Genomic DNA, 6,995 nt, shown 5'->3' on the forward strand with positions numbered 1-6,995 from the left:
TGAGGAGAATGGAATGCCGATCCGTACCAGGAACGCCTACACGTTTCTTGCGCCCTATCTTTTGGTCTTTGCCGCTTTTTGGGTATGGCCAATCATCAGCTCGTTTTTGATCTCGTTTCAAAACACGCGCATCAATCCCTGGAAGTACAGCCTGTCGATCAACTGGGGGCGCCTGTTCAGCGACCCGGCCTTCTACAATGCGCTCTACAACACGCTGATCATCCTCGTCATTCAGGTGCCGGTGATGATCACGCTCGCCACCGTCATGGCGGTTCTGCTGAATTCGCCGCTGCTGAAGGCGCGGTCGCTGTTTCGCTTCGCATTCTTCGCCCCGGTCGTGGTCGGCGAGGTTGCCTATGCCGCCGTCTTCCGCCTGATGTTCAGCTACGATTTCGGCATCATCAACAAGCTGATCGCCGCCGTCGGTCTCACTCCTGTCTCATGGTTCGACAACGCCCATGCAGCCATGGCGCTGGTGATTATCGCGGTGACATGGCGTTGGGCCGGATATAACGCAATCATCATCCTCGCCGGGCTGCAATCCATCCCCGAGGACGTTTATGAGGCCGCGACGCTCGACCGCGTCAGCAAGGTGCAGCAGTTCTTTCATATCACGCTGCCGCTTCTGAAGCCGATCATCCTGTTTTGCGTCATTCTTTCCGTCATCGGCACGATGCAGCTCTTCACCGAGCCGTTCCTGATCACCAATCGCGGTGGCCCGGGCGGAGGAACCGAGACGCTTGGGCTGCTGCTCTATCGTCAGGGCTTCCTGTCGTTGAACTTCGGCTATGCCTCCGCTGTTGCCTACACCATGGCTGCGCTCGCGGTCGCCATCTCGCTGCTCAACCTCTGGATCGGGAGGGACCCCAAATGACATCCAAGTCTCAATCTCTCCTCTGGCGTAAGATCGCCCTTCACCTCGTGCTGACGCCGCTCGCCATTATCTGGCTGTTCCCGTTGTGGATGATGATGGTGTTCTCGACCATGCCGGACTTCGGCATTTTCAGTCCCGAGATCATACTGTGGCCGTCAACGAACTTCGTGGCGAATTTTGCCAACTTGCAGGCCGATACCGATTTCGTCGGCGCCATGATCACATCAGTCTGTGTCGCGACGATCTATACCGTGCTGTCGGTGTTGCTGACATCGATGGCGGGCTGGGCTTTGGCGCGCTACCGGTTCTTCGGTCGCTCCGCAATTCTCGCCATTATTCTCGGCACCATCACCCTGCCTTTCGCGGTCGTCGTGATCCCGCAGTTCATCATGGTGGCGCGCGAGTTCAGGCTCGCCAACACCTGGGTCGCCCTGATCGTGCCGCCACTCTTCAATTCGCTTGGTGTTCTCTTCATGCGGCAGGCGTTCTCAATGATGCCGGGCGAGCTTTTCGACGCGGCGCGCGTCGAGGGTGTCAAGGAATGGCAGATCTTCCTTCGGGTGGCGTTGCCGCTGGCGCGGCCGACGATGGCGGCGCTCGCCATCATCCTCTTCCTGCAGTCCTGGAACAATTACCTCTGGCCGCTGCTGATCAGTTCCAAGCCCGGAACCATGACGGCGCCTGTCGCGCTGGGGACGTTGATCGGCCTGACAAAGGTCTCCTGGGGCGGGATCATGGCGGGCGCGATGCTCCTGACCGCACCGATCCTCGTCGTCTTCGTGTTCCTGCAACGCCATTTCATTGCCGGCATCTCTGCTGGCGCCGTCAAGTAATCGGGGAACGCGCAAATGTCCGAACTAACGCTCAACAACGTGGTGAAGCGCTTCGGCGCGCTTGAGATCATTCACGGCGCCAACCTGGAAGTTAAGGACGGCGAGTTTGTCGTCTTCGTCGGCCCTTCCGGTTGCGGCAAGTCCACGCTGCTTCGTATGATCGCGGGGCTCGAGGATATCTCCGATGGCGAGATCAACATCGGCGGCAGGATCGTCAATGACGTCGAGCCGGCGGATCGCGGGATCGCGATGGTCTTCCAGTCCTACGCTCTCTATCCGCACATGACCGTTGAGGAGAATCTGAGCTTCGGGCTGCGCATGAACGGCAATCCGAAGGATGATACCAACAAGCGCGTCAAGCATGCCGCCAACATCCTGCGCATCAACGAACTCATGCATCGCCGGCCGAAACAGCTTTCGGGCGGCCAGCGCCAGCGCGTCGCGATCGGCCGCGCCATCGTGCGCGAACCGCAGGTGTTTCTGTTCGACGAGCCGTTGTCGAACCTCGATGCCGAATTGCGTGTGCAGATGCGCGTGGAGATTTCGCGCCTGCACAAGCAGCTGGGGACCACGATGATCTATGTAACTCACGATCAGACCGAGGCGATGACGCTTGCGGACAAGATCGTGGTGTTGCGGGCCGGCAACGTCGAGCAGATCGGCGCTCCGCTCGACCTTTACGACGATCCGGCAAACCAGTTCGTGGCGGGCTTCGTCGGATCTCCGAAGATGAACTTCCTGCAGGCCGAGGTGGTCGAGGTGACGGCGGATGGCGTGGCCGTCACCCTGCCGAGCGATCGCAGCGTCCGCCTGATCCTGCCGGTGAAGGGCGGGGTTGAGGCCGGCATGCCGGTGACGCTCGGGATCCGCCCGGAGCATTTCGTCGATGCGGGCCAGGGCGACGCCGACCTTACCGTCGGCATCGATGTTGCCGAGCACCTCGGCAATACGAGCTATGTGTACGCAAGTGCTGCCAGCGGCGAGCAGCTGATCATCGAGCGGCCCGAGTCCCGCACTGCCGGTACGCGCGACAGCCTGACAGTGGGCGTGCCCGCCAAGCGCACTTTCCTTTTTGACAACGCAGGCAAGCGTTTGCGTTGACGCAACTTCCCAAGACAGATGAATGAAAGAGGAATTCTGATGACTACAGATCAACCTATCCGCTGGGGTATCATCGGCCCAGGCACGATTGCACGCACGTTCGCGGACGGTGTCGCTCATTCGCGCAGCGGTAAGCTCGTGGCGATCGCGACACGCAACCCTTCCAAGCCTGGACTGGCGGAGGCGTTCCCCGGCGCCCGGATCGTTGATGGCTACGAAGCCCTGCTGCGAGACAGCGAGGTCGATGCCGTCTATGTCTCGACGCCGCATACCGGCCACGCCGAATGGGCGATCAAGGCGATCCGCGCCGGCAAGCATGTTCTCGTCGAAAAGCCGATCGCGCTCTCCTCCTACGATGCCGATGCGATCTACCACGAGGCTAAGAAGGCCGGCGTCTTTGCTGGCGAAGCCTTCATGTATCGCGTTCATCCGCAGACAGCCAAGATCGTCGAGTTGATCAAGAGCGGGATCATCGGAACGGTCCGTATTATCCGCACAAGCTTCGGCTTCAACATGGGCTCGTTCAAGGCCGAGCATCGCCTGTTCTCGAACGATACCGCTGGTGGCGGCATCCTCGATGTCGGCGGCTATCCGGTGTCGATGGCGCGGCTGATCGCAGGCGCGACGGAGGGCAAGCCCTTCCTCGAGCCCGAGAAGGTTTCCGGCGTCGGTCACCTCGGTCAGTCTGGTGTCGACGAATGGGCGTCTGCGGTGTTGCAGTTCCCGAACGGCATCATCGCCGAAGTCTCCTGCTCGATCATGGCTCAGCAGGACAACACGCTGCGTGTGATCGGGTCAGAGGGTCGGCTTGAGGTGAAGGACTTCTGGTTTGCCTCAGGCCACAAGGGCGGAACCGGCCATATCGAAATCTTCAAGGGGAACGAGCAGCAGACGATCGAGGTCAAGGAAGAACGCTGGCTGTACTCGTTCGAGGTCGATGCGGCTGGCGATGCGATCCGTGCCGGCGAGCACGAGTTCCGTTCGCCCGGCATGAGCTGGTCGGATTCGGTTGGAAACCTTCGTGTTCTCGATCAATGGCGTGCATCGATCGGTCTCGAATACGGGGTCGAGAAGGCTGAACGCCGCACCGCGAACCTCGCAGGCGGCACCGTCAAGCGCGGCAACAGCATTCCGCAGCGCCAGATTCCCGGCATTTCGAAGCCGGCATCGGTTGTCACCCTCGGTTTCGAGTTCTTCCCGAACTTCGCGGCCGCCTCGCTCACCCTCGACGCCTTCTACGAGGCCGGCGGTAATGTCTTCGATACGGCGTTCGTCTACGGCGGCGGCAAGACCGAAAAGATCTTTGGCGACTGGCACACCAGCCGGAACGTGCCGCGCGAAGAGATCGTGCTGATCGGCAAAGGCGCGCATTCGCCTCTTTGCTACCCTGATGTCATCGCCAAGCAGCTCGATCAGTCGCTTGAGCGGTTGAAGACCGACTATGTCGACATCTACTTCATGCACCGCGACAATACCGACGTTCCGGTTGGCGAATTCGTCGATGCAATGGATGCGGAGGCCAAGCGTGGCCGCATTCGCGGCATCTTCGGTGGGTCGAACTGGACGCGTGAACGCATGGAAGAGGCTGCGGCCTATGCGGCGAAGAATGGCAAGGCCGCACCAGCGGCGCTGTCTAACAACTTCTCGCTTGCCGAGATGCTCGATCCGATCTGGGCCGGATGCGTTGCTGCTTCCGATGACGACTGGAAAAAGTGGCTGAATGCGAAGCAGATCCCGAACTTTGCTTGGTCGAGCCAGGGCCGCGGCTTCTTCACCGACCGTGCCGGACGGGACAAGCGGGACGATGAGGAAATCGTGCGTTGCTGGTATTCCGATCGCAATTTCGAGCGCCGCGACCGTGCAATCGAGCTTGCGAACAAGCTCGGACGCAGCCCGATCCACGTGGCACTCGCATACGTGATCGCGCAGCCGTTTCCGGTTATCCCGCTGATCGGGCCACGCACGATCGCGGAGCTCGAAGACAGCCTCTCGGCGCTCGACATCAAGCTCACGCCAGAGCAGGTGAAGTGGCTGGAAGCGTAGGATCGCCCGATATTTGAGAAAAAAGGCAGGCGGCAGCAATGCCGCCTGCACTATTTTATCGAGTGATTTCAATTCGATGCTCGTTTGCGCTGGCACATGTCTCCCGCCGAGCTTATAGTGATGTTCCGTAGACCGCCTCCAAAGGCGGCCCTCTATCTCGTGTGCGATGAGGGGAAAGCATGCATTGGCTAGCTCTCGCGGCAGCGCCGGCGGCGCTTGTTGCCACTATGGTTTCGGCACAGGAAGCGGTCATCGGCACCTGGAAGACGCAGGTCGGCACGACGGCCGTTATCGACCAGTGTGTTGAAGGCTACTGTATCACCATGAAAACCGGCGACCATGCCGGCCAACGCATCGGCTCGTTCCAGGGACACAACGGTAGCTTCGTCGGCAGCATCGTCGAGCCCGAAAGCAAGAAGACCTTCGACGGCGTCCTCAGCGTTGCCGGTGACACGGTGCGGATGCGGGGATGTACGATGAAGGTTTTTTGCCGCTCGCTCATTTGGAAGAGGTTGCAATGACAGCGTGTCGAAGAGCGGCTAGCTGTTGTGTTTCAGTCCGTCGATCACGCCGCGATATTCACGCGCGAGCGAAATTGCCGCCTTTGCGACCACAGGATTGACGTTTTTTCGATCAATCGCCGCCGAGCAAACTTCGAACACACCGCGCAGCTCGCGTTCGATCGAACTCAGTTCGGGGTATCGCTCGACCAACAGTCTTGGCAGGTATTTCGCTTTGAAATTCATTGGCTTGGATGCTTCGGGGGCATCGGCCTCGATAAACGTAACCTCACGGATGGCAGCTTCCAGCTGCACGGCGGCACTCGCAATATCAGTCATCAAAGCCGTCATTTTCCCACCTGGCAAAATAAACATCTCAAAAATCTCATGCATAGCCCGTGCCAAACTGGCCTGGACCGCGCAGTAAACGTGCGCCCATGCGAAAGGTTTCGCCGGAGAACGTCTATTTTTCCGAGTGATTTGCAGAGGTCGGTTAGCTTGCGGAAAGCGCCGCGGCGCACCACGCTGTGGCGTCCAAGCAGATGTCCCGACGAAACCGGACGTAAAGAAATATCGAAGCCGGAGGAACGTCGTCCACCGGCTTCACAATCGCTTTTTACTCGCGGGAATTCGCCGATCGAGACGTGATTCCCTCATGCGCGGTGAAACCTACATCGCCGGGGATGGAAACAGGATGGCCTTTATTTCCAGGAAGGCCTCTAGCCCTTCCGGTCCGCCCTCACGGCCGATGCCGGACATCTTAAAGCCGCCGAACGGGGCGGATGGAGCGAGCTCCATGCCGTTGATATGAACCTGACCGGTCCGAATCCGACGGGCGACCGCAAACGCCCTTTCGGGGTTTCCAAAGATGGAGCCGCTCAAGCCGAAGTCGGTATCGTTCGCGATAGCGACGGCATCGTCTTCATCCTCGTAGGCTTGGATCGTGACAACAGGGCCGAAGATTTCCTCCTTGGCGATCGTTATGTCATGCCTGACGTTGCGAAAGACCGTGGGAAGGATGTAGTTACCCGTTGGTTGGCTGGTGTCGGCGCGGCCACCGGTCACGATCTCGGCGCCGTCCTCGATGCCTTGGGCAATATAGCTCATCGCCTTGTCGAACTGACGGCGATTGAGGATCGGTCCGACCCTGGTGTCGGGTTCCCATGGATTCCCAACCTTGAACGCCGCGACCTTTGCCGCATAGGCTTCGGCGATCTCGGCTTCCCGCGCTTTCGGAACGAGAATGCGGGTCTGCGAGAAGCAGAATTGTCCGGAAAAGGGCATCGTGAACTGCTCAAGCGTCGGCATGGCCTGTTCGACATCGCCATCGGGAAGAAATATCGCTGCGGACTTTCCGCCCATCTCGAGCGTCAGTCGTCCCATTCTGGCCGATACCACCGCGGCGATCTGGCTGCCGGTGCCGACGCTTCCGGTAAAGCTGACCTTGGCGATATCGGGAGAAGCCACGAGGCGGGCACTGCCATCATTATCAGCCAATACGACATTGATCACGCCAGCGGGAAGGCCCGCTTCGAGGGCGCATTCTGGCCTGCCCCAATCGGGTGATCCGGGTTTAATGTTAGTGCATGCTGGGTCTGGCCGCTACCGCCGGGGTTGATGCCGGTCCGTTCTGACGCGGCCACA

7 protein-coding genes are annotated in these 6,995 nt (G+C 59.8%); 5 read left to right on the forward strand and 2 right to left on the reverse strand.

Annotation, left to right across the window (positions count from 1 at the left end):
* The first annotated feature begins 13 nt into the window (after positions 1 to 13).
* The 5 genes from ASE04_RS06170 (at position 14) to ASE04_RS06190 (ending at position 5,372) form a co-directional block, all read left to right on the forward strand.
* Entirely contained in the window at positions 14 to 874 is an 861-nt protein-coding gene (locus tag ASE04_RS06170) for a carbohydrate ABC transporter permease (protein WP_056813604.1), read from the forward strand.
* On the forward strand, positions 871 to 1,707 hold the full coding sequence (locus tag ASE04_RS06175; protein ID WP_056813606.1) for a carbohydrate ABC transporter permease: 837 nt from the start codon (positions 871 to 873) through the stop codon (positions 1,705 to 1,707). The genes ASE04_RS06170 and ASE04_RS06175 overlap by 4 nt, the downstream gene beginning before the upstream one ends.
* Positions 1,708 to 1,722: 15 nt before the next feature.
* Positions 1,723 to 2,808 carry an ABC transporter ATP-binding protein gene (locus ASE04_RS06180; protein WP_056813609.1) on the forward strand — a complete coding sequence of 362 codons (1,086 nt, stop codon included), beginning with the start codon at positions 1,723 to 1,725 and terminating at the stop codon, positions 2,806 to 2,808.
* Between the two features lie 39 nt (positions 2,809 to 2,847).
* Entirely contained in the window at positions 2,848 to 4,851 is a 2,004-nt protein-coding gene (locus ASE04_RS06185) for an aldo/keto reductase (protein WP_056813612.1), read from the forward strand.
* 179 nt (positions 4,852 to 5,030) lie between these two features.
* Positions 5,031 to 5,372 carry a DUF2147 domain-containing protein gene (locus ASE04_RS06190; RefSeq protein WP_056813615.1) on the forward strand — a complete coding sequence of 114 codons (342 nt, stop codon included), beginning with the start codon at positions 5,031 to 5,033 and terminating at the stop codon, positions 5,370 to 5,372.
* Between the two features lie 18 nt (positions 5,373 to 5,390).
* On the opposite strand, the gene ASE04_RS06195 is transcribed toward ASE04_RS06190, so the two are convergent.
* Together ASE04_RS06195 and ASE04_RS06200 are read right to left on the reverse strand one after the other, a co-directional pair.
* Positions 5,391 to 5,726 carry a hypothetical protein gene (locus tag ASE04_RS06195; RefSeq protein ID WP_244490353.1) on the reverse strand — a complete coding sequence of 112 codons (336 nt, stop codon included), beginning with the start codon at positions 5,724 to 5,726 and terminating at the stop codon, positions 5,391 to 5,393.
* A 294-nt stretch (positions 5,727 to 6,020) separates the two neighbouring features.
* Positions 6,021 to 6,929, reverse strand: coding sequence for an aldehyde dehydrogenase family protein (locus ASE04_RS06200; RefSeq protein WP_082597271.1), 909 nt, complete (start codon positions 6,927 to 6,929; stop codon positions 6,021 to 6,023).
* Positions 6,930 to 6,995: the final 66 nt, after the last annotated feature.

Origin of the sequence: Rhizobium sp. Root708 (genome assembly GCF_001429725.1) — a bacterium.
Taxonomy (GTDB): Bacteria; Pseudomonadota; Alphaproteobacteria; order Rhizobiales; family Rhizobiaceae; genus Rhizobium.